Annotated in this window: 1 protein-coding gene; it reads left to right on the top strand. The window is 55.6% G+C overall.

Annotated features, from left to right (window positions below; genetic code table 11):
- Nucleotides 1-120: GH32 C-terminal domain-containing protein (locus tag RMT89_RS46485; protein ID WP_399499150.1), on the top strand; the 120-nt coding region annotated here is incomplete at its 5' end.
- Nucleotides 121-232: the final 112 nt, after the last annotated feature.

The following is a 232-nucleotide window of genomic DNA, read 5'->3' as shown; positions in this document are numbered from 1 at the left end:
TGTCTAACCAGCCGTATCTACCCGGCCGACGGTCATCAAGGCGTTAGCCTGTTTGCCGAAAGTGGACAGGCGCAGTTTGCTGCATTACAGGCCTGGGAATTGGACAGCATCTGGGAATAAACGCCTGCTTGGTGTGAGGGGCACAGTTTACATGCTGCGCCCCATTGCATCTGCAAGGGATAAATCGGGTCGAACATGTTCGGGCCGGTTCCCAGCCATTGATTACCAGCGC

It is taken from the genome of Streptomyces sp. P17 (assembly GCF_032436805.1).
Taxonomy (GTDB): Bacteria; Actinomycetota; Actinomycetes; order Streptomycetales; family Streptomycetaceae; genus Streptomyces.
This window is presented reverse-complemented; position numbering and strand designations above follow the sequence as displayed.